15 protein-coding genes are annotated in these 21,211 nt (G+C 54.3%); 11 read left to right on the top strand and 4 right to left on the bottom strand.

What is annotated here, in order from left to right:
• Positions 1-3 precede the first annotated feature (3 nt).
• Together KFJ24_RS07170 and KFJ24_RS07165 are read left to right on the top strand one after the other, a co-directional pair.
• Entirely contained in the window at positions 4-1,941 is a 1,938-nt protein-coding gene (locus KFJ24_RS07170) for an ATP-binding cassette domain-containing protein (RefSeq protein ID WP_250830386.1), read from the top strand.
• Entirely contained in the window at positions 1,938-2,606 is a 669-nt protein-coding gene (locus tag KFJ24_RS07165; RefSeq protein WP_250830385.1) for a DUF6901 family protein, read from the top strand. The genes KFJ24_RS07170 and KFJ24_RS07165 overlap by 4 nt, the downstream gene beginning before the upstream one ends.
• A 70-nt stretch (positions 2,607-2,676) precedes the next feature.
• On the opposite strand, the gene KFJ24_RS07160 is transcribed toward KFJ24_RS07165, so the two are convergent.
• Both KFJ24_RS07160 and KFJ24_RS07155 read right to left on the bottom strand, forming a co-directional pair.
• Positions 2,677-3,108 (bottom strand): universal stress protein, encoded by a 432-nt coding sequence (locus KFJ24_RS07160; protein ID WP_250830384.1) that lies wholly within the window; start codon positions 3,106-3,108, stop codon positions 2,677-2,679.
• Positions 3,109-3,262: 154 nt separating this feature from the next.
• Positions 3,263-4,081, bottom strand: a complete 819-nt coding sequence (locus KFJ24_RS07155; RefSeq protein WP_250830383.1) for a hypothetical protein — start codon at positions 4,079-4,081, stop codon at positions 3,263-3,265.
• 443 nt (positions 4,082-4,524) lie between these two features.
• Between KFJ24_RS07155 and fadB the strand changes: the two genes are divergently transcribed.
• The 3 genes from fadB (at position 4,525) to topA (ending at position 10,794) form a co-directional block, all read left to right on the top strand.
• Complete coding sequence (fadB, locus tag KFJ24_RS07150) at positions 4,525-6,672, top strand: fatty acid oxidation complex subunit alpha FadB (RefSeq protein ID WP_250830382.1); 2,148 nt, start codon at positions 4,525-4,527, stop codon at positions 6,670-6,672.
• A gap of 33 nt (positions 6,673-6,705) precedes the next feature.
• Positions 6,706-7,881, top strand: a complete 1,176-nt coding sequence (gene fadA, locus KFJ24_RS07145) for an acetyl-CoA C-acyltransferase FadA (protein ID WP_250830381.1) — start codon at positions 6,706-6,708, stop codon at positions 7,879-7,881.
• A 270-nt stretch (positions 7,882-8,151) separates the two neighbouring features.
• Entirely contained in the window at positions 8,152-10,794 is a 2,643-nt protein-coding gene (gene topA, locus KFJ24_RS07140) for a type I DNA topoisomerase (protein ID WP_250830380.1), read from the top strand.
• Positions 10,795-10,849: 55 nt separating this feature from the next.
• Here topA and KFJ24_RS07135 read toward each other — a convergent pair whose 3' ends face one another.
• Together KFJ24_RS07135 and gltA are read right to left on the bottom strand one after the other, a co-directional pair.
• On the bottom strand, positions 10,850-11,722 hold the full coding sequence (locus tag KFJ24_RS07135) for an NAD(P)-dependent oxidoreductase (protein ID WP_250830379.1): 873 nt from the start codon (positions 11,720-11,722) through the stop codon (positions 10,850-10,852).
• Positions 11,723-11,840: 118 nt separating this feature from the next.
• Positions 11,841-13,115, bottom strand: coding sequence for a citrate synthase (gltA, locus tag KFJ24_RS07130; protein ID WP_250830378.1), 1,275 nt, complete (start codon positions 13,113-13,115; stop codon positions 11,841-11,843).
• Positions 13,116-13,593: 478 nt separating this feature from the next.
• Between gltA and sdhC the strand changes: the two genes are divergently transcribed.
• The 6 genes from sdhC (at position 13,594) to odhB (ending at position 21,195) form a co-directional block, all read left to right on the top strand.
• The gene (sdhC, locus tag KFJ24_RS07125; RefSeq protein ID WP_250830377.1) at positions 13,594-13,968 is read left to right on the top strand and encodes a succinate dehydrogenase, cytochrome b556 subunit; all 375 of its coding nucleotides are present in this window, start codon (positions 13,594-13,596) and stop codon (positions 13,966-13,968) included.
• The gene (sdhD, locus tag KFJ24_RS07120) at positions 13,962-14,306 is read left to right on the top strand and encodes a succinate dehydrogenase, hydrophobic membrane anchor protein (RefSeq protein WP_250830376.1); all 345 of its coding nucleotides are present in this window, start codon (positions 13,962-13,964) and stop codon (positions 14,304-14,306) included. Before sdhC ends, sdhD begins: the two co-directional genes overlap by 7 nt.
• 3 nt (positions 14,307-14,309) lie before the next feature.
• Positions 14,310-16,082 (top strand): succinate dehydrogenase flavoprotein subunit, encoded by a 1,773-nt coding sequence (sdhA, locus tag KFJ24_RS07115; RefSeq protein ID WP_250830375.1) that lies wholly within the window; start codon positions 14,310-14,312, stop codon positions 16,080-16,082.
• 13 nt (positions 16,083-16,095) lie between these two features.
• Complete coding sequence (locus tag KFJ24_RS07110) at positions 16,096-16,800, top strand: succinate dehydrogenase iron-sulfur subunit (RefSeq protein WP_250830373.1); 705 nt, start codon at positions 16,096-16,098, stop codon at positions 16,798-16,800.
• 311 nt (positions 16,801-17,111) lie between these two features.
• Positions 17,112-19,949, top strand: a complete 2,838-nt coding sequence (locus KFJ24_RS07105) for a 2-oxoglutarate dehydrogenase E1 component (RefSeq protein WP_250830371.1) — start codon at positions 17,112-17,114, stop codon at positions 19,947-19,949.
• Positions 19,950-19,974: 25 nt separating this feature from the next.
• Positions 19,975-21,195 carry a 2-oxoglutarate dehydrogenase complex dihydrolipoyllysine-residue succinyltransferase gene (gene odhB / locus KFJ24_RS07100; protein ID WP_250830369.1) on the top strand — a complete coding sequence of 407 codons (1,221 nt, stop codon included), beginning with the start codon at positions 19,975-19,977 and terminating at the stop codon, positions 21,193-21,195.
• Positions 21,196-21,211: the final 16 nt, after the last annotated feature.

Genomic DNA, 21,211 nt, shown 5'->3' with positions numbered 1-21,211 from the left:
AACGTGCCACTGTTAACACTTGATGCCGTTTCCCTTTCCTTTGGAATGCACCCATTGCTCGATGAGGCTTCTTTAGTTATTGAAGCTGGTGAGCGAGTGTGTCTTCTGGGGAGGAATGGTGAAGGGAAGTCCACCCTGCTGAAAATCGTCAGTGGCGAGGTGACACCCGACGGGGGCCAGGTTCGTCTCGATGACGGTGCTGTGCTTGCCGTCCTGCCCCAGAATTTACCGTCAGAGGATATGCGGACGGCTTATGAAGTGGTGTCCGGGGCCTTCCCTGAAACCGGGAAGCTGCTGGCGGAGTTTCACCAGTTATCCTTGCAGGCAGATGAAGCGAGTCTTGAGCGCATGATGAAGGTTCAGGAGCGACTGGAGGCGCTGGATGGCTGGCGACTTGATCAGAAAGTCAGCACCATCCTTGGTCAGTACGGAATAGACCCCGATCGTCGTCTGGACACACTGTCCGGTGGGTGGCAACGGAGGGTTCTTCTGGCTCGAGCTCTGGTCGGGGAGCCTGACATTCTTCTGCTGGATGAGCCGACGAACCATCTGGACGTTCCGGCAATAGCCTGGCTTGAGGAAGCACTGGGACAGTTTCGGGGCGCAATGTTGTTTGTAAGCCACGACAGGGCTTTCATAAGAAGCATGGCAACCCGAATTGTTGAGCTCGACCGTGGAAAGCTCGTGAGCTTCGCCGCCACGTATGATCGCTATCTGGACCTCAAGGAGAAGGCGCTGGAAGAAGAAGAGAGGCAGAATGCACTCTTCGATAAGCGGCTGAAACAAGAGGAAGCCTGGATTCGCCAGGGAATCAAGGCTCGCAGAACGCGGAACATGGGTCGCGTCCGCGCGCTCAAGGCCATGCGCGAGGAACATCGCCAGCGCAGAGTTCGCGGTGGCACGGCTACTTTTGCCGTTGAGGATGCGGCACGCTCCGGGAAGCTGGTGGTAGAAACACGGGATGCCGGGTTTGGTTATCCGAATAGTGCCGAGATCATTCGCGGATTGAATCTGACGGTCCTTCGTGGCGACAAGATTGGTCTGGTGGGTGAAAACGGAACTGGAAAAACCACGCTGGTTCGCCTTCTGCTCGGTGATCTGGAAGCGACGGAAGGTTCTGTTCGTCTGGGGACTAACCTTGAGGTTGCGTACTTTGATCAGCTCCGTGGCGAGCTGGACCTGACGAAAAATGCCCTCGACAATCTCTCAGAAGGGCGAGAGTTCATCGAGATCAACGGCCAGAGTAAGCACGTGCTGGGCTATCTTCAGGAGTTCCTGTTCACCCCTGAGCGCGCACGCTCACCGGTCAGGGTATTTTCCGGTGGCGAAAGGGCGCGGCTCCTTTTGGCCAAGCTGTTCAGCAAGCCCGCAAACATTCTGGTTCTGGACGAGCCCACCAACGATCTTGACGTAGAAACTCTTGAGTTGCTGGAAGAACAGTTGGCGGAGTTCAAGGGAACGGTGATCGTGATCAGTCACGACCGTGAATTCCTGGATAATGTCGTTACAGAAACGATATTCCTGGATGGGTCCGGACAGGCACGTGAATATGTCGGCGGGTACAGTGACTGGCGGCGCCAGGGTGGCAGCTTTCCGTCTGAAGCGAGCGGAAACCGGCCGGATAAGCAGGACAAACGAACAAAATCCTCTGCGCCGGAAAAAAAGCCCGAATCATCTTCAAAACCTGTGGCCGAGTCGACAAAATCGAAGCCAGCAAAGCTCAGTTATAAGCTTAAACTTGAGCTGGAAGAATTACCTGGGAAAATCGACGCTTTGGAGCAGGATGTCGAAAGACTGCAGAGTAAAATCTCTTCTGAGGACTTTTATTCAGGCCCACCGGACGAAGTCTCGGCCACTCTGGATGAATTGGCGGACACGGAAGCCCGTCTGGAGAAGGTTATTGAGCGGTGGATGGAGCTGGAGGAACAGGCGAATCAATGAACGTAAATTACAATTTCAGATTCCAGGACGGTCGTAACGTTGAGTTCAAGGTTACAGATCAGCCGCGGGCGCCGAAAGGCAACATGCCCTCATGGGTGCAGCTGGACCATTGTCAGTGCTCCAACTGTCCCCTCAAAGCCAGCGCTGGAGATTACTGTCCGGCAGCAATCGAAATCCTGCCGGTGGTTGAAGCCTTCCAGTCGGATGACGCCTATCAGAAGGTGGACGTAACGGTAAAGGATGACCGGCGGAGTTATGTTAAGCAGACCGCTCTTGAAGAAGCCTTGAGGTCGCTGCTCGGGCTTAAGATGGCTACCAGTGGCTGTCCGGTTCTGGCGGAGTTAAAGCCGATGGCGGTTCATCATCTGCCATTTGCTAATACAGATGAGTTTATCATGCGCACTGTTTCCCATTACCTGCTACAGCAGTACTTTGCCAAGCGAGGTCATCAGGAACCTGACTGGAACCTTACTGGGTTGGTTGAGCGGAATAAGCGCCTTCAATTGGTGAACCAGGCTTTGTGGCAACGGATTCATTCGGTGTGTGAGGGTGATAGCAATCTGAAGGCGCTACTCAACTTCTTTTCAATGGCCTCCAGTGTCAGTTTTTCTCTGGAAAGCCAGCTCAGGAAGCTTGAGGCGAAAATGGAAGGTGAAGGGCACTGAAGCCCGGATCAATATCTGGATAGAAAGGCCGGCGAGTTTTTTAGTCTCCGGCCTTTCTGAGCTTTCCGGATCAGTTTATTCGCACGGCCAGAACGTCACATTCGGTCCCGTGCAGCACACCATTGGCGGTGGAGCCAAGAAGTAACTGAAAGCCTTTGCGGCCATGGCTGCCGACAATTACCAGGTCCACATTCTGCTCCTTGGCAAGCCGGTGAATTTCCGATTCCGGACGGCCTACGGTCACGATCTGATTGGTTTTGGCGACGCCGTACTCGTCGCCGTATCCTTCCAGTTGCTCGTGAGCTGCCTTGTCGAGCTGATCCTGCAATTCCGTCAGATCCATGGGGATGTCTCCGCCATAGGCATAACCCACTGGCTCGACTACATGGACCAACATCAATTCTGCACCATGAGCATCGCTCATAGCTTTTGCCTTGGTTAATACCTGAGGTGCTTCTTCGGTCAGGTCGATGGCAACAAGCATTTTCTTGTAGGCGGACATCGCTTCACTCCTTCGTACGCGGGGTTTAATTCAGAATAGTACCCCAAATGACTTCCGGAAAGTGTACCTGGAAACTGACGGGCATCAATAAAGTCAGAGGAAAATCTGAGCTCTGGCGGGCAATTACGGCCGCCAGAGTATTTTGGTGGGAAAGTCAGGCGGTACCTTCCAGCAACTCCATGGCAGTTGCCAGGCCTTTGAGAATACCCTTGGAATAACGATCGATTACGAAACCAACGTTCTTTTCATTGTAATTTATGTAGGAGCTCCGGATAAATTCCCATTTCGAAGATACATCTTCGAGCACGGACTTAAGCTCACTCCCGGTGTTCCCCTTGCGAACCTCTGCCAGAAGCTGATCGAACTCCCTGGCTTGCTCATCCAGCGGTTTCTCAGTAGAGGAACCCTGGAAGGTCTGAGCTACAGAAGAGTTGGTTCGCACTGAGTACTTGGCCATCATCTGGGCCATTTTGACCGCTGCCGATCGCGCTGCCTCAACCCTTGGGCTGGTGTCAGTCTGCGAGCTCTCCTGGGCCGTCTGGTATAGGTCCGTAGCTTTTTTGTTCATGCTCAGGGCCTGGTTGGCCATGTCCGAGACGAGGCGCAGATCCGGATACCCGGTTTTGCGGACATCATTTATATTCTCCCGCATCAGGCCCTTGAACTTGTCGAACTCCTGGTTGAGACCCTCGATCTGATCTGCCGACAAAACACCGCTTTTGCTGCCGGCGATGGTGTTCATGGCGTCATTGGCTGAATTGATGCCCGCCACGATCTCATTAAGGGTGTTGGTGTCGCCGCTGGCGCTGAATCGATAGTATGCGTCCAGAGCCATGTAATTACTGACACGGAATTCGTGCAAATCGGAGAGGAATCCGCCGTTAGCTTCCTGAGCGCGGGCTCCCAGCGAGGTAAACGCGAGCAGAATAAGTGCGGCTATAAGGGAGCGAACCCGCAAGCGAGTGTCTTTCATCGGATGGATCTCCGTATTGCTGCTTTATTATTGTGGACCAAAGTCGTAGATCGAAGTTAAAGTATGTTTGTCGGCCAATCAAGCTGTTTTGCCGGCACGACGGGTGACAACTGTAAACAAATATGAAATTTGCGTGATGAAGTTCCCGTTTTTTCTACAGTGTGGAGTGTACTCCACTGAATTAAAAGAAATCTGACAGAATAATCCTCTGGCGCCCCCGGCAGTTTGGTATCTTTTGCGCCCCTCCAACAAGAAACAAATTGACAAACGCCTGTTTTTTTTTCATCGTGTGCCCTCACGATTCAAACGACTGTATGAATTTTGAATCGAAAGATCGGGCAGTGACCGAAATCTCGCTGCACAAACAGCTACTTCAGTCGCATTAGTAAAAGCGCGGCTAGGGTGGCTGGAAGCAGTTCTAAACACAGACTGGAGATCAGTTGATGATTTACGAAGGTAAAGCCATCACGGTTAAAGAGATCGAAGGCGGGATCGCTCAGTTGAACTTCGACTTGCAGGGCGAGTCCGTCAACAAGTTCAACCGTCTCACTATTGAAGAGCTCCGCGCCGCGACTGACGCACTGAAAACGAAGAAGAACCTGAAGGGACTGGTGGTAACCAGCTCCAAGGACAGCTTTATTGTTGGTGCCGATATTACAGAGTTCACCGAGCTGTTTGCCGGCCCGGAAGAGGATCTGGTAGCCAATAACCTCAGGGCAAACGAAGTTTTCAACGATATTGAAGACCTCCCGTTCCCGACGGTTACTGCCATCAATGGCATGGCGCTGGGTGGTGGGTTCGAGATGTGCCTCGCCACCGATTACCGCGTCATTGACCCGAAGGCAAAGGTTGGTCTGCCGGAAGTCAAACTGGGCATTTTCCCCGGGTTTGGCGGAACCGTGCGTCTTTCTCGTCTGGTAGGTGTTGATAATGCCGTTGAGTGGATCAGCGGTGGCACTGAGAACCGTGCCGATGCAGCCCTGAAAGTGGGCGCAGTTGATGCTGTAGTGGAATCCGATAAGTTGGTCGAGGCGGCTGTTGCCATTATTGACCAGTGCAACGAGGGGAAGCTGGACAATCAGGCCCGTCGTGAAGAAAAGAAGGGCAAGATCAAGCTGAATTCTATGGAAAGCATGATGGCCTTCGAGATTTCCAAGGCTTTCGTTGCTGGCAAGGCCGGTAAGAATTACCCGGCTCCGGTAGAAGCCATCAAGGTGATGCAGAAGCACGCTGGCATGACCCGCGACAAGGCAATCGAAGTAGAAGCCAAGGGCTTTGCCAAGATGGCCAAGACCAACGTTGCAGCCTGCCTGGTAGGCCTGTTCCTGAATGATCAGGAATTGAAGAAGAAGGCCAAGGCGTGGGAGAAAGAAGCCAATGACGTCAACCTGGCCGCAGTGCTGGGCGCAGGCATCATGGGTGGCGGTGTGGCGTTTCAGTCCGCGCTGAAAGGCACGCCGATCATCATGAAGGACATTAACCAGGACGGCATCAAGCTCGGACTGGAAGAGGCGAAGAAGCTTCTGACCAAGCGCGTTTCCAAGGGCAAAATGGATGCCGGTAAGATGGCGGACGTGCTCAACAGCATCACTCCGACTCTTAACTACGGCGACTTCAAGAACGTCGACCTGGTGGTTGAGGCTGTTGTCGAGAACCCGAAGGTAAAAGACGCCGTTCTGCGCGAAACCGAAGATGCGGTTCGTGAAGACGCGATCCTGACCTCCAATACCTCCACGATTTCCATCAACCTTCTGGCGAAGAACCTGAAGCGCCCTGAGAACTTCTGCGGCATGCACTTCTTCAACCCGGTTCACATGATGCCTCTGGTTGAGGTTATTCGTGGCGAGAAGACCAGCGATCGTGCAGTTGCGACCACCGTTGCCTATGCCAAGGCTATGGGCAAGACCCCGATTGTCGTTAACGACTGCCCGGGCTTCCTGGTTAACCGCGTACTGTTCCCTTACTTTGGCGGCTTTGCTGGCCTGGTTCGTGATGGTGCGGACTTCCAGAAAGTCGACAAGGTTATGGAAAAGTTTGGCTGGCCCATGGGCCCGGCATATCTGCTGGACGTAGTGGGTATGGATACGGCCAAGCATGCTAACGAGGTGATGGCCGAAGGCTTCCCGGACCGAATGAAGGACGAAAACAAGTCCGCTATCGACGTGATGTTCGAGAACAACCGTTACGGTCAGAAGAACGACAAGGGTTTCTACAAGTACGAAACCGACAAAAAGGGCAAGCCCAAGAAGGTTGTAGACGAAGAAACCTACAAGCTGATTGAGCCTGTTGTTCAGGGTAAGAAGGACTTTGATGAAGAAGACATCATTGCCCGGATGATGATCCCGCTGTGCCTGGAAACTGTACGCTGTCTGGAAGATGACATCGTTGAGGATCCGGCAGATGCGGATATGGGCCTGATCTTCGGTATCGGCTTCCCGCCGTTCCGTGGTGGTGCCCTTCGCTATATCGACGACATGGGTGTAGACGCGTTCGTCGAGCTGGCAGACAAGTATGCAGATCTTGGTCCCCTGTACCACCCGACCGAGAAGCTGCGTGAAATGGCCAGGACTGGCAAAAAGTTCTTTGGCTAACCCTGAACGAGATTTCCGAACGGAGAAAGATCTATGAGCCTTAATCCGAGAGACGTTGTCGTCGTCGATTGCGTGCGGACTCCGATGGGTCGTGCCAAGAATGGTTGCTTCCGTAACGTCCGCGCAGAGGCCCTGTCGGCTGCGCTGATCGAAGCACTGTTCGAGCGCAACCCGAAGCTCGACCCGAAAGAAGTTGAAGATGTGATCTGGGGCTGTGTAAACCAGACCAAGGAGCAGGGTTTCAACGTGGCGCGGCAGATTTCCCTGCTGACCCGTATCCCTCATGAGTCTGCAGCCCAGACTGTAAACCGTCTGTGTGGTTCTGCCATGTCTGCCATCCATACTGCTGCCCAGGCTATCCAGACTGGTAATGGCGATATGTTCATGGTTGGTGGTGTTGAGCACATGGGCCATGTACCCATGACCGAAGGCTTCGACCACAACCCTGCAGCATCCAAGTACTCTGCCAAGGCATCCAATATGATGGGCCTGACTGCAGAAATGCTGGCCAAGATGCATGGTATAACCCGTGAGCAGCAGGACGAGTTTGGTGCCCGTTCCCATCGTCTGGCTCACGAGGCGACGGTTGAGGGGCGTTTCAAGAACGAAATCGTGCCCATCGAAGGTCATGACGAGAATGGCTTCAAGGTGCTGATCGAAGAGGATGAAACGATTCGTCCCGAGACCACTGCTGAGTCTCTGGGTCAGTTGCGTCCGGCCTTCGATCCGAAAAATGGCACAGTGACTGCCGGTACATCTTCTCAGCTGACTGACGGTGCGGCTGCGATGGTACTGATGTCTGCAGAGCGTGCCGAAGCCCTTGGCCTCAAGCCGATTGCCAGGATTCGCAGCATGGCTGTTGCCGGCTGTGATCCCGCCATCATGGGCTATGGCCCGGTCCCGGCGACCAAGAAAGCCCTGAAGCGCGCAGGTCTTAAAGTTGAAGATATCGACTTCTGGGAACTGAACGAAGCGTTTGCGGGTCAGTCTTTGCCGGTTCTGAAAGACCTGAAACTGCTGGGTGTGATGGAAGAGAAAGTGAACCTGAACGGTGGTGCGATTGCCCTTGGGCATCCGCTGGGCTGCTCCGGTGCACGTATCTCCACAACCCTGCTGAACGTAATGCAGGCTAACGGCGGTAAACTTGGTGTTTCCACCATGTGTATCGGTCTTGGCCAGGGCATTGCGACCGTATGGGAGCGTCTCTGATTCCCTGAAAGGAATTAGTGATGTTGTCTAGAGAGGCCCGGCATTATGCCGGGCCTCTCTGTTTCAGGACGGCTTTTTGCAGTCTCATGAATGTGAAAAAAGCACGGCGGAAACCAAAGAATGGGTTGTCTTGCTATTCTTGACCCTGTAAAACAGTGAGCCTATACACAATGGCGGCGTTTTTGTGTTTTCTAGCCGCCTGATTTTACAGCGACTTTACGGTTTGCTGACTTGTTGACCGATTTATCGCCAAGGATACAGATCTCCGATATGGGTAAAAGTCTCGTAATTGTCGAGTCACCAGCGAAAGCGAAGACCATCAACAAATACCTGGGCTCTGACTTCATCGTGAAGTCTAGTGTCGGGCACATCCGTGATCTTCCCGTGAGTGGCAGTGGGTCCCAGACAGATCCGAAGGAGCGTGCCAGGCAAGCCGCGCTCACTCGCAAGATGAGCCCTGACGAGAAAGCGGTCCATAAAAAGCGTAAATCCCGGGAGCAGTTGGTGGCCCGCATGGGGGTAGACCCGGATCAAAACTGGGATGCCCGCTACGAGATCCTTCCGGGCAAGGAAAAAGTAGTCAGCGAGCTCAAACGTCTGGCTAAATCGGCTGATCATATCTATCTCGCGACGGATTTGGATCGCGAGGGGGAAGCGATTGCCTGGCACCTTCAGCAGACCATTGGCGGCGAGCCTGACAAATATCGCCGGGTCGTGTTCAACGAGATAACCAAGCGTGCCATCCAGGAGGCCTTCAAGGATCCGGGTAACCTCGACAACAACCGCGTCAATGCGCAGCAGGCCCGGCGTTTTCTGGACCGTGTAGTCGGTTACATGGTGTCACCGCTGTTATGGGCAAAACTGGCTCGTGGTCTGTCCGCTGGCCGCGTTCAATCCGTCGCAGTGCGTCTGATCGTCGAACGTGAGCGGGAGATCCGGAAATTTATTCCGGAGGAGTTCTGGCAACTGCATGCAGATCTTGCCTCCAAGCAGGCCGAACAGCCTGTCCGGTTCGAGGTGACGCGGTACGATGACAAACCCTACCGGCCGGTTAATGAAAAGCAGAGCACGGAGCACGTAGATCGCCTCAAGGCCGGCACGTTTCGAGTATCAAAGCGGGAAGACAAGCCGACAAAGTCCCGTCCGTCTGCACCTTTTATTACCTCTACGCTGCAACAGGCTGCGAGTAACCGGATGGGCTTTAGCGTCAAGAAGACCATGATGCTGGCTCAGCGTCTCTATGAGGCGGGTTTCATTACCTACATGCGTACGGACTCTACCAACCTGAGTCAGGATGCTGTCGCCAGCTGCCGTGAGTTTATCAAGAAGCAGTTCGGTGATCGCTACTTGCCCGAAAAGCCGCGAGTGTATGGCAGCAAGGAAGGGGCACAGGAGGCCCACGAGGCAATTCGTCCGACGGAAGTTGGCCGGCGTCCAGAAGATATTAGCGGCCTGGAGAAGGACGCGGAGAAGCTCTACGATCTGATCTGGCGGCAATTTATGGCCTGCCAGATGTCCGATGCCGAGTTCCTGAGCACATCCATCGTGGTTGCGAACAGCGACTATGAATTGCGTACCCGCGGCCGCATCATCAAATTCGAAGGTTTCCTCAAGGCGGCGCCCCAGGCCGCCAAGAAAGATGAAGACGTGGCACTGCCCGATATTCAGGTTGATGAAATCCTGGCTCTGAAGAAGCTGGATCCGAGCCAGCACTTCACCAAGCCGGCGCCCCGTTACACGGAAGCCAGTCTCGTTAAGGAACTTGAGAAACAGGGTATCGGGCGGCCATCCACCTACGCTTCCATTATTTCCACCATTCAGGATCGCGGGTACGTGCGACTGCAGAACCGTCGCTTCTACGCCGAAAAAATGGGCGAAATTGTCACCGAGCGGTTATCCGAATCCTTCCCGAATCTGATGGATTTCGATTTTACCGCCAAGATGGAAGACGAGCTGGACGAGATCGCTGAGGGTGACGTGCAATGGAAGACGGTCCTTAACGACTTCTACGGTAAGTTTCGTCAGCAGCTGGAAACCGCGGAAAGCACCGATGAAGGTGGCATGAGGGCAAACACGCCCACCGAGACCGATATTCCTTGCCCGAGCTGTGGTCGTAACATGCAGATTCGTGTTGCGAGCACAGGAGTATTTTTGGGTTGTTCGGGTTATTCGTTGCCACCCAAGGAGCGCTGCAAGACAACGGTCAACCTTGTTTCCGGTGATGAAGTGGTCAGCGCGGATGATGACGTGGAAGGTGAGGGTGAAACGCGGCTGCTGCGGAAAAAGCGCCGTTGTTCAAAGTGCGGTACGGCCATGGACAGTTATCTGATCGATGAGACCCGGAAGCTGCATGTGTGCGGAAATAACCCTGACTGCTCGGGCTATGAGGTAGAGAAGGGCACATTCCGGATCAAGGGATATGACGGGCCTACGCTTGAATGCGACAAGTGTGGCTCTGAGATGCAGCTCAAAACCGGACGTTTTGGCAAGTACTTTGGTTGCACCAATGCGGAATGCAAAAATACCCGTAAGTTGCTGAAAAGCGGTGAGCCAGCGCCACCCAAAATGGATCCGGTTCCAATGCCGGAACTGCAGTGCCAAAAAGTGGATGACACGTACGTTCTCCGTGACGGCGCGTCAGGTCTGTTTCTGGCGGCCAGTAAGTTCCCCAAGAACCGGGAGACCCGGCCACCACTGGTGAAAGAGATCAAGCCCCACCGGAAGGAAATCGATCCTAAACACGACTACTTGATGGATGCTCCGGAGACCGATCCCGAAGGGAATCCTACGGTTATTCGCTATAGCCGGAAGTCCAAGGAGCAGTACGTGATGTCTGAAAAGGATGGCAAGGCAACCGGTTGGTCGGCCTGGTACGTGAACGGGAAATGGCAGCCGCAGGATAAGAAGAAGTAATTCGGTCGAAAAGGGGGCCAGATGAATGTTGTGATCTGGCCCCGCTTTCAGATACTTACCGGAATTTCCTGAGCCGCTGTATCAGAGACGAAGTATCCCAGCGTTTTCCGCCCATCGACTGCACGTCTGCATAGAACTGATCCACCAGGGCCGTCACGGGCAGCGAGGCATTGACCTTGCGCGCCTCCTCAAGACAAATCCCAAGATCTTTCCGCATCCAGTCGACCGCAAAGCCGTGTTCAAACTCCCCGGCAATCATGGTGCCGGAGCGGTTTTCCATCTGCCAGGATTGCGCTGCGCCTTTGGAAATGACATCCACCACTTTTGCGACATCCAGTTCCGCCTGTTCGGCAAAATGAAGCGCCTCCGACAGACCCTGTACCAGCCCTGCAATGGCAATCTGGTTGACCATTTTGGTTTTCTGGCCGCTACCGGCAGGCCCCATGAGGTTTAGGGCGCGGGCATAGTGCTCCATGACAGGCTGGGCTTTCGCATAGGCTTCTTCGGAGCCTCCGCACATGATGGTCAGTTTGCCGTTCTCAGCACCCTGCTGGCCCCCGGAGACCGGCGCATCGACAAAACCCATCCCGTTGCGGCGGGCGGATTCAGCGAGATACTCGGCAATGCCTGCGGACGCTGTGGTGTGGTCGACCAGAACGGCGTCTTTAGCGGCGTTGGCTAGAATGCCTTCGTCGCCTTCGTAGACCGCCTTCAGGTCCGTGTCAGCGCCTACACAGGTCAGGACGATATCTGCACCTTTCACAGCTTCAGCAATAGTGGCGCAGACGGTCCCGGAATATTTTTTCGCCCACTGCTCTGATTTGGCGGTAGTCCGGTTCCAGACTCTGACCGTGAGTCCGGCCCCAGCGAGATGGCCGGCCATTGGATACCCCATTACGCCCAATCCAATAAATGCTGCTGTAGTCATTGCCTTCTCCTCTCATGTTTTTTGTCGGCTTAACTTAGCATAGAAGAATGGGGCGGGTAGGAATAAAAAAAGGCCGCTGAATCAGCGGCCTTTGAATTGCATATCCGGTGTGCCGGACTTATTTTTCGGGATAGTCCCGGGACTCCGGGCCAGTGTATAGCTGGCGTGGACGACCGATGCGGTAGTCGCCGCTGACCATCTCGTTCCAGTGCGAGAACCAGCCGATAGTCCGCGACAGCGCGAAAATAACGGTGAACATGGAGGTCGGGATACCGATGGCCTTCAGGATCAGGCCGGAGTAGAAATCCACGTTCGGGTAAAGCTTGCGCTTTACGAAGTACTCGTCTTCGAGGGCGATCTTTTCCAGACGCTGTGCGATTTTGAGCAATGGATCGTTTTCCAGGCCCAGCTCGGTCAAAACTTCGTGTGCGGTCTCGGCCATCACTTTGGCGCGCGGATCGAAGTTCTTGTAGACGCGATGACCAAAGCCCATCAGGCGGAACGGGTCATCTTTGTCTTTGGCTTTGGCGATGAATTTCTCAATGTTGGACTCGTCGCCGATTTCAGCCAGCATATCCAGAACCGCCTCGTTCGCACCACCGTGTGCAGGTCCCCAGAGCGCAGCAATACCGGACGCGATACATGCGTATGGGTTAGCCCCGGTGGAGCCGGCCAGGCGCACTGTCGAGGTGGACGCATTCTGCTCGTGATCTGCGTGCAGAATGAAAATCTTGTCCATTGCCTTCGCCAGAACCGGGTTCGGTTTATACTCTTCGCACGGAACTCCAAACATCATCTGCAGGAAGTTTTCTGAATGGGAGAGGTCGTTCCGAGGGTACACGAACGGCTGGCCAATGCTGTACTTGTAGCACCAGGCGGCAATGGTGGGCATCTTGGCGATCAGGCGGTGCGCGGTAATATCGCGCTGATGCTCATCGGTCACGTCCATCTGGTCGTGGTAGAAGGCAGACAGAGCGCCCACAACACCACACATGATGGCCATGGGGTGAGCATCTCGGCGGAACCCCTGGAAGAAGTTGCGCATCTGGTCGTGCAGCATGGTGTGGTTTTTGATTGTGTCGTGGAAGCGCTTGTTTTCTTCCTTGGTCGGCAACTCGCCTTTCAGGAGGAGATAGCAGACTTCCAGATAATCCGAGTGTTCGGCAAGCTGTTCAATAGGGTAGCCGCGATGCAGAAGAACGCCGTTTGCACCGTCAATATAGGTGATGGCCGATTCGCAGGCTGCGGTGGATACGAATCCCGGATCGTAAGTGAAGACGCCTTCCTGAACTAGGCCTCGTACGTCGATAACGTCAGGGCCGACGGTGCCGGAATAAACCGGTAACTCAATGGACTTATCACCCACCGAGAGCGTGGCTTTCCTGTCGGTCATGGTGCTCTCCTGTTTATCAGCTTTGACAGCTTTATCTACATTTATAGATACGCTAGAAGGCGCGTATTATCGCAAAACTGGCGGCAAAATATAGGGCGTTCGCTTTTTTTGTCAATGAAAGAGTTGGGAAAACTCCGTTTTTCAATCAACTTGTAAATCAGGGATATCCCGAATAACGCTGCATCCGAGCCAAAATTGCTTTTGTCAATAATCCTTATAGACGCCTTAACCCCCTGATATTCGCGGGCCGAACCGTGTTGCCGGTTTGTAATTACGAGGGGTACTCCTTATAATCCGTAGCCCGGAATCGGGGATATACCATGCCCTGGCGTCTTGTGGCGGCCAGTGCGGACAGGTTTTATCCTTCCTCCTGAGCCAATCGTGTGCAGGTTTCGTATCAGCACGCTGATCCTTACATACCAACCATCCGCAACCGGCCTTGCCGTGCTGCGGAACCAAAAGAGAGTGTGAGAGCGCTGTGAATAGCAAACGACCAGTAAATCTCGATCTCGGCAAGTTTCATTTTCCGCTGCCAGCCATTACGTCCATATTGCATCGTGTTAGCGGCATCATCATCTTCATTGGTGTTGCCTTCATGCTTTACGGGCTTCAGCTTTCCCTGTCGGGGGAAGAAGGCTTCAGTCGTGTGAGTGAACTGCTGGACAGCTTCCTTGCCAAGCTGATTATCTGGGGCATCTTGTCTGCTCTGCTGTACCACCTGGTTGCAGGTATCAAGCACCTGCTCATGGATATGGGCATTGGGGAAGAGCTTGAGAGCGGCCGTCTCGCCGCGAAGATCACGATTGTGGTTTCCGTCATTCTCATCGTTCTGGCAGGAGTCTGGGTATGGTAAACAGCGTCACGAACCTGGGTCGCAGTGGAGTTTTTGACTGGTTGATCCAGCGGGTAACGGCTTACGTACTTGCTTTGTATACTATTTTCCTGCTCGGTTTCATGTTGACCACTGATGTCAATTATGAGGCATGGTCTGCGTTGTTTGACCAAACCTGGTTCCGTATTTTCACCCTGATGGCGCTTCTTTCGATTGGCGCGCACGCTTGGGTGGGTCTCTGGACGGTAACTACTGATTACATCAAGGCCATGGGTCCCAGGTTCTTTGTGCAGGCAGCTTGCGGTCTGACCATGTTCGTTTACGTGGTCTGGGGTATTCAGATTCTTTGGGGGCTTTAATCGATGTCTAACATCAAGACCATGTCTTTCGACGCGATTGTTATCGGTGGGGGCGGTGCCGGTATGCGGGCGGCCCTGCAGCTGACCGAATCCGGCGTCAACACGGCGTGTATCACGAAAGTATTTCCGACCCGTTCGCATACGGTATCTGCTCAGGGCGGAATCACCTGCGCCATTGCAAGTGCCGATCCCAACGATGACTGGCGCTGGCACATGTATGACACCGTCAAGGGGTCGGACTATATCGCCGATCAGGACGCTGTTGAGTACATGTGTTCCGTTGGTCCTCAGGCTGTTTTTGAGCTTGAGCACATGGGGCTGCCGTTCTCTCGTACCGAACAGGGTCGGATCTATCAGCGCCCATTCGGCGGGCAGTCCAAGGGTCCGGATAATCCGACTCAGGCAGCGCGCACCTGTGCCGCGGCTGACCGAACGGGCCATGCACTTCTTCACACCCTTTATCAGGCAAACCTCAAGGGTGGTACCACGTTCCTGAACGAGTGGTATGCGGTCGATCTGGTCAAGAACAGCAAAGACGAGGTTGTTGGTGTTGTAGCGATTGAAATTGAAACCGGTGAAGTGGCTTACATCAAGTGTAAGGCGACTGTATTGGCAACCGGTGGTGCTGGTCGTATTTACGCTTCGACAACGAATGCCCTGATCAACACCGGTGACGGTATCGGCATGGCGCTGCGCGCTGGTTTCCCGATGCAGGACATGGAAATGTGGCAGTTCCACCCGACCGGGATTTACGGCGCCGGTACGCTGGTAACCGAAGGTTGTCGGGGTGAGGGCGGTTACCTGATCAACGCTGAAGGTGAGCGTTTCATGGAGCGTTACGCTCCGAACGCAAAAGACCTGGCGGGCCGTGACGTTGTCGCCCGAGCGATGGTTGTAGAGATTCTGGAAGGCCGTGGTTGTGGCCCGGACAAGGATCACGTTCTACTGAAGCTGGATCATCTGGGTGAAGAAACCCTGAACCTGCGTCTGCCTGGCATCTGTGAGCTTTCCCGTACGTTTGCCCACGTTGATCCGGTCAAAGAGCCAGTTCCGGTTGTTCCGACCTGTCACTATATGATGGGCGGCGTTCCGACCAACGTTGGCGGTCAGGCCCTGACTCAGGATGAAAATGGCAACGATAAGCCGATTCCGGGTCTGTTTGCCTGCGGTGAAGCAGCCTGTGTGTCTGTTCACGGTGCCAACCGGCTTGGTGGTAATTCCCTTCTCGACCTGGTGGTATTTGGTCGTGCGGCTGGCCTTCACATCGAAGAGCAGCTTCGTGGCGGTTTCGAAGTTGACGGTGCCAGTGAGGAAGATATCAAGCGTGCCATGGCGCGTCTTGATCGTCTGGACGGCGCTTCCGAGGGTGAAAGCGTTGCTGAAGTTCGTAAAGACCTTCAGAATTGCATGCAGCTCTACTTCGGTGTTTTCCGTGACGGTAAGAGCATGGAAGAGGGCCTGAAGAAGCTGGAAGCAATCGGTGAGCGTGTTCGCAACACCAAGCTTGCTGACACGAGCAGTGCGTTTAACACTGCGCGCATTGAAGCTCTGGAGCTGGACAACCTCTATGAGGTTGCGCTGGCGACTGCGATTGCAGCTTTCGAGCGTAAAGAGAGCCGTGGCGCTCATGCCCGTAACGATTTCACCGAGCGTGATGACGAAAACTGGCTGAAGCACTCTCTTTATTTCCCGCTGGACAAGCGTATCGGCAAGCGCGATGTAAACTTCGCGCCGAAGACGGTCGACACGTTCCAGCCGAAGATTCGGACATACTAAGGGGGACGCAGATATGTTGGTAAGCCTTTACCGTTATAACCCGGAAACCGATAACGCCCCTTATATGCAGGACGTTGATGTCGAGCTTCCGGCGGGCAAGGACCTTATGGTTCTTGACGTTCTGAATCTGATGAAGGAAAGGGATCCTTCCGTTTCCTATCGCCGTTCCTGTCGTGAGGGCGTTTGTGGCTCTGATGGCATGAACATGAATGGCAAAAATGGCCTGGCCTGTATCACGCCGGTTTCCCAGGTGGTAAAGGGCGACAAGCTCGTTCTGCGCCCGCTGCCTGGGTTGCCCGTAATTCGCGACCTTGTTGTCGATATGGGGCAGTTCTACAAGCAGTACGAAAAAGTCATGCCGTACCTTGTGAACAACAACCCGGCTCCGGCAATTGAGCGCCTGCAGTCACCAGAGGATCGGGAAAAGCTGGACGGTCTGTACGAGTGTATTCTTTGTGCCTGCTGCTCCACGTCGTGCCCGTCATTCTGGTGGAATCCGGACAAGTTCATCGGACCTGCCGGTCTGCTTCAGGCTTACCGCTTCCTGGCTGACAGTCGCGATACAGCCCAGGCAGAGCGTCTCGCCAATCTGGATGATCCGTTCAGTGTCTTCCGGTGCCGGGGCATCATGAACTGTGTCAGCGTCTGCCCGAAAGGTCTTAACCCCACAAGGGCAATTGGCCACATCCGGAATCTTCTGTTGCAAAGGGCGACTTAAGCAGCAGAAACTTAAGTAGACGCTATACTGTTCTGACCAGGCTAGTCCCTCGAAGGCCCCGCAACGACGCGGGGCCTTCAACCAATGGCTTATATTCAAAAGTCTTAGCCGAGTGCACACTATGCAAGCCGCGACTGGAGCTTATAAGGTTCTTCCGCGGAGTTGCTGAGTATAAAACCACCGGGGAATGGAAAACATCCATGCCGGGTGTGGTGGCCAAAGTCGATCCCGTAAAAACCCGTATTGACTAAGATTTACCCCTGGCCGACCATACCGGGCTCCCCGCACCAGCCCAAGGTGAGCTATTCAAAATGCACGAAAGCATCATGGAGCAGTTATGGCAGACTTCCCACCTGCAAGGTGGCAATCTGGCCTATGTTGAACAGCTTTTTGAAACCTACCTGAAAGATCCTAATGCCGTTCCCGAGGAATGGCGCAGCTACTTCGACAAGCTTCCGAGTGTCGATGGCTATCAAGGTCGTGACATTGTTCACTCGTCCATCCGTGAACAGTTCGAGCATATCTCCCGTAATCAGCGCTTTCTTGCCACCAGCGGCGTACCTGCCAGTGCCACGAGTGACGCTGACAAGAAGCAGATTCGCGTTCTCCAGCTGATCAATGCTTATCGTTTCCGTGGCCACCAGGAAGCCAAGCTGGACCCACTCGGCGTTTGGCAGCGTCCTGAGGTAGAAGACCTTAATCCGGCCTTCCACGAGCTGTCCGACACGGATCGTGATCTCGAATTCCAGACGGGTTCCCTGAATTTTGGTTCCGAGACAATGAAACTCGGAGACATCGTAGAGGGGCTGCGTCAAACCTACTGCCAGAGTATTGGCGCCGAGTACATGCATGTCGTCGATACGCGCATCAAGCGCTGGTTTCAGCAGCGTATGGAGCCGGTTCGCTCAAAACCCGATTACGAAGCGAAGACGCGCAAGCATATCTTTGAGCGTCTTACCGCTGCCGAAGGTCTGGAAAAGTATCTGGGTTCCCGTTACCCGGGCGTTAAGCGTTTCGGCCTGGAAGGTGCTGAAAGTCTTATCCCGTGCCTGGATGAGTTGATTCAGCGGGCAGGCTCTTACGGCGCGAAAGAGATTGTTCTGGGTATGGCACACCGTGGCCGCCTGAACGTTCTGGTCAATACCCTCGGCAAGAACCCCAAAGAGCTGTTTGACGAGTTCGAAGGCAAAAAGCTGGCGGATTCCGGCTCCGGGGATGTGAAGTACCACCAGGGCTTCTCTTCGAACATTATGACGCCCGGTGGTGAAATTCACCTGGCAATGGCGTTTAATCCGTCTCACCTGGAAATTGTGTCGCCGGTGGTTGAGGGTTCCGTGCGTGCCCGCCAGACCCGCCGTAGTGATTCCGATGGCACTCAGGTTGTTCCTATTATCATGCATGGTGATGCGGCGTTCGCCGGCCAGGGTGTGGTAATGGAGACGTTCCAGATGTCCCAGACTCGGGGCTATGGGGTTGGCGGTACCATCCATATCGTTATAAACAACCAGGTCGGCTTTACTACGAGCAAGCAGGAAGACGCGCGGTCTACGGAGTACTGTACCGACGTTGCCAAGATGATTCAGGCTCCAATCCTGCACGTTAATGCCGATGACCCGGACGCGGTCATGTTTGCCACTCAAATGGCGATGGATTATCGCAACGAGTTCAAGAATGACGTGGTCATCGACCTTGTTTGTTACCGTCGTCGCGGGCACAACGAGGCAGATGAACCGGCAGCCACTCAGCCGGTTATGTACGAAAAGATTCGTAAGCTGAAGACCACCCGCAATATTTATGCGGAGCAACTGGTTGCCGCAGGCGTGCTGTCCGAGGAAGACGCCAAACAGGTCGAGAACGACTACCGTGACGCGCTGGATAACGGCGAGCACGTGGTCAAGTCCCTGGTCAAGGAGCCCAATAAGGACCTTTACGTTGACTGGACGCCGTATCTTGGGCACGAGTGGACAGCCAAGTGTAAGTCCAGCGTGGCTCTGAAAACCATTCAGAGGTTGGGCAAGAAGCTGACTCAGGTGCCTGAAGGATTCAGTATCCAGCGCCAGGTTTCAAAGATTGTCACCGATCGTGAAAAAATGACGGCCGGGGCCCTCTCCATCAATTGGGGCTATGGCGAAGTCATGGCCTACGCAACGCTTCTGGATGAGGGGCATCCGATCCGGCTTACCGGACAGGACGTTGGCCGTGGTACGTTCTCGCACCGGCACGCAGTGCTTCACAATCAGAAGGACGGCTCCACCCATATCGCCCTTGAAAGCCTTTCGGAGGATCAGCCGCAGTTTGAAATATACGACTCGCTGCTGTCTGAAGAGGCGGTCATGGCGTTTGAATACGGGTACTCCACCACGTCGCCGAAGGGATTAGTGGTCTGGGAAGCACAGTTTGGTGACTTCGCCAACGGCGCCCAGGTCGTCATTGACCAGTTCCTCACCAGTGGTGAGCACAAGTGGGGCCGCCTTTGCGGACTGACACTGCTTCTGCCGCACGGCTATGAAGGCCAGGGGCCCGAGCACAGTTCGGCGCGTCTCGAGCGGTTCCTGCAGCTGTCTGCAGAGCATAATATTCAGGTCTGTGTGCCTACTACGCCGTCGCAGGTATTCCACATGCTGCGTCGTCAGGTAAAGCGCCCGCTGCGCAAGCCGTTGGTGGCTATTACACCGAAGAGTCTGTTACGCCACAAGGAAGCAACCTCTGATCTGGAGGATCTGACTTCAGGCACCTTCAAGACGGTGCTTCCTGAGAAGGAGCCTTCTGATCCCAAGAAGGTGACGCGCCTGATTATGTGCAGCGGCAAGGTGTACTTCGACTTGCTGGAAAAGAAGAAGGCTGATGAGCGTGACGATGTGGTCATTTTCCGCATTGAGCAGCTGTATCCGTTCCCTGCGGACGATCTGGACGAAATGCTTGGCCAGTATCCCAAGCTCAAGCATGTTGTCTGGTGCCAGGAAGAACCGATGAACCAGGGCGCCTGGTATTGCAGTCAGCATCACATGCGAAATGCACTGCTTCGCCTGAACCCCAAGCTGTATCTTCAGTACGCCGGTCGAGATGCATCCGCTGCTCCTGCTTGTGGACACATGTCTGTCCACATTGAAGAGCAGAAGAAACTGGTCAACGACGCGTTCGAAATCTGACGAGCTACCGAACTAAGGATCCGTAATGTCAACTGAGATTAAAGCCCCCGTTTTCCCGGAGTCGGTCGCAGAGGGTACTATCGCGACCTGGCACAAGCAGCCGGGTGAAGCCTGTTCCCGTGATGAACTGATTGTCGATATCGAAACCGACAAGGTTGTTCTGGAAGTTGTGGCACCAGCAGATGGTGTCATTGAACAAGCTCTCAAGGGTGAAGGCGACACCGTGGAAAGCGGTGAAGTAATTGGCACATTCAAGGAAGGTGCTGCTGGCTCGGCCAAGCCTGCCGAGAGCAAGCAGGAAGAGGCGCCGAAGGAAGAGGCCAAGAGCGACTCTTCAGCCTCCGGCGATGCCATCCTGAGCCCGGCAGCACGTAAGCTGGCCGAAGAAAACAGTGTTGATCCGAATGCTGTCAAGGGCACCGGGAAAGACGGCCGAGTCACCAAAGAAGACGTACAGAATCATGTAGATAGCGGCAAGTCTTCAGGTGCTTCCGAAGCGCCGAAGCCGGCTGCTGGCATGCCTGAAGTAAATGTCGCTGCCGGCGAGCGTCCGGAAAAGCGTGTTCCGATGACCCGGTTGCGCGCGAGCATCGCCAAACGTCTGGTGAATGCCCAGCAGAGTGCTGCGATGCTGACGACCTTCAACGAGGTCAACATGGCGCCGATCATGGAGATGCGCAAGCAGTACCAGGAAAACTTTGTGAAGCGCCACGGCATCAAGCTTGGCTTCATGTCTTTCTTCACCAAGGCGGCTACCGAGGCTCTGAAACGCTTCCCGGCCGTTAACGCGTCCATTGATGGTAATGACATGGTTTACCATGGCTACCAGGACATTGGTGTTGCTGTTTCTACCGATCGTGGTCTGGTTGTTCCGGTTCTCCGTGATTCCGACGCGATGGGGTTGGCCGATATCGAGAAGAAGATTGTCGAATACGGTACCAAGGCCAAAGATGGCAAACTGGGTATCGAGGAGATGACCGGTGGTACCTTCACGATTACCAATGGCGGCATCTTCGGTTCACTGATTTCTACGCCGATCCTGAATCCGCCGCAGACAGCGATTCTGGGTATGCATAAAATTCAGGAGCGCCCGATGGCTGTGAACGGCAAGGTGGAAATTTTGCCAATGATGTACCTGGCCCTTTCATACGACCATCGCATGATCGATGGCAAAGAGGCGGTACAGTTCCTTGTGGCCATTAAGGAAATGCTTGAGGACCCGGCACGTATTCTGCTGGACGTCTGAGCTGACACTTAACGAA

The sequence above is a fragment of the Marinobacter sediminum genome (assembly GCF_023657445.1).
GTDB classification, from domain to species: domain Bacteria; phylum Pseudomonadota; class Gammaproteobacteria; order Pseudomonadales; family Oleiphilaceae; genus Marinobacter; species Marinobacter sediminum_A.
The sequence above is the reverse complement of the archived record's forward strand: the minus strand, read 5'-3'. Positions and strand labels throughout refer to the sequence as shown.